Source organism: Acidovorax sp. KPB24-07, from assembly GCF_057543315.1.
This window is the reverse complement of the sequence record NZ_BAAJYS010000534.1, coordinates 1-1905: the sequence shown is the minus strand read 5'-3', so window position 1 is coordinate 1905 and position 1905 is coordinate 1. Positions and strand designations below refer to the sequence as shown.

The window sequence follows — 1905 nt, the reverse complement described above, 5'->3', positions numbered from 1 at the left end:
TGGTGCCCCTGCTGCTGGCCGGCCTGCCGGGCGCCAGCAACGTGCTGCGGGCCATGGCCGCGGGCGAGGCCTCGGTCTGCCCCGTGCTGGACATGGGCCCGGTGCCCCTGGCTGCCGTGCGCGATGGCGATCGCCTCACGCTCAACGGCCGCCTGCATGGCGCCGACCTGACCGAGCCCGCCACGCACTTCGTGTTCGTCGCCACACAGGACGATGGCCAGCCGCTGCTGGTGCTGGCACCGCGCGATGCGGTGCCGGGCCACGCCAGTACCTGGTTGGGCATCGACGGGCGTCAGACGGCCGACATCGCCCTGACCGGCGTCACGCTGGCGGCGTCCAGCGTGCTGGCGCAGGGCGAGGACGTGCGCACCCGCGTGGAGCGCGCCAGCGCGGTCGGCGGCCTGCTGGCCTGCGCTCAGACCGTGGGCGCTATCGGCGCGATGATCGAGCAGACCATCGAGTACCTCACCACGCGCGTGCAGTTCGGCGTGGCGCTGGCCACGTTCCAGGCGCTGCGCCACCGCGTGGTGGAGATGTACGTGGCCTACGAGAACGTGCGCGGCATGGTGCGCCGGCAGGTGCTGGACCTGTGTGAGGGCTCCGCCAGCGGCTCGCCGCGCGACATCGCGCTGGTCAAGCTCTACCTGTCCGTCACGGGGCGCCAGGTGGCCGAGTCCGCGATCCAGCTGCACGGGGGCATCGGCATGTCGCGCGAACTGCCCGCGGCGCGTCTGGCCATGCACGCGCTGGCCTGCAGCCTGCAATGGGGCGATCGCTTCGCGCACCTGGACCGCCTGGCTCGGCCCGCGCTGCACTGAGCCGCCCTGGCCACGCCAGCCTTCCGAACCGACCAGACAGAGACCCCGCACAGAAGGACGCTTTCCCATGCATTCGTTGCACCCGCTGTTCCACCCCACGTCGGTCGCCCTGGTGGGCGCCTCGTCGGACCCCGAACGCATCGGCGGCAGGCCGCTGCGTTTCATGCTCGAAGGGGGCTTCGAGGCGCCGCTGTACCCCGTCAACCGCAGCGGCGACACCATCCAGGGCCTGCCGGCCTACGCCAGCGTGCGCGACATCCCGCACCCGGTGGACCACGCCATCATCTGCGTGCCCGTGGCGGGCGTGGAGGCGGCGGTGCGTGACAGCATCGCCAAGGGCGTGAAGGCCATCCAGGTGCTCACGGCCGGGTTTGCCGAGGTGGACGCCGAGGGACGCGCGCTGCAGGACCGCATCGTGGGCCTGTGCCGCGATGCCGGGGTGCGCATGGTCGGCCCCAACTCCCTGGGTCTGCTGAACGTGCCCACGCGCTTCTTTGCCACCTTCTCCACGGCGCTCAATGGCTTGAAGCCGCGCCCCGGCCCCATCGCCCTGGCCACCCAGAGTGGGGCCTTCGGCTCGGCCGCCTACGGCGCGGCATCGCTGCGCGGCCTGGGCTTCAGCAAGATCGTGGCCACGGGCAACGAGGCGGACGTGGATGTCGCCGAGTGCATCGACTACCTCGTGGACGACCCCGATACGCGCGTCATCTGCGCGGCGCTCGAGTCCTGCCGCGATGGCGATCGCCTGCGCGCCGCTCTGCTCAAGGCCGCGCATGCCGGCAAGCCCGTGGTCATCATGAAAGTGGGGCGCACGGAACTGGGCGCGGCCGCCGCATCCACGCACACCGGCTCGCTGGCCGGCGATGACGCGGTGTACGCCACGGTGTTCGAGGAGTGCGGCGCCTGGCGCGCCGCTTCAATCGAGGAGATGCACGACATCGCCTACCTGCACTCCACCACGGGCCGGCTGCCGCAGAACACCGATGTCGGCGTGGTCACCGGCTCGGGCGGCATCGGCATCCTGATGGCCGACGACGCGGGCGAGCGCGGGCTGCAGCTGTCGCCGCTGCCGGCCGCCGCGCGGGCC

The 1905-nt window shown here is 72.2% G+C and carries 2 protein-coding genes; both read left to right on the top strand.

From position 1 onward, the window contains the following. Positions 1-818 (top strand): acyl-CoA dehydrogenase family protein (locus AC27IQ_RS23530; RefSeq protein ID WP_487090998.1); only part of this gene is annotated, 818 nt, incomplete at its 5' end. A gap of 67 nt (positions 819-885) precedes the next feature. Then, positions 886-1905, top strand: a 1020-nt coding sequence (locus AC27IQ_RS23525; RefSeq protein ID WP_487090997.1) for an acetate--CoA ligase family protein, incomplete at its 3' end; no start/stop codon positions are given.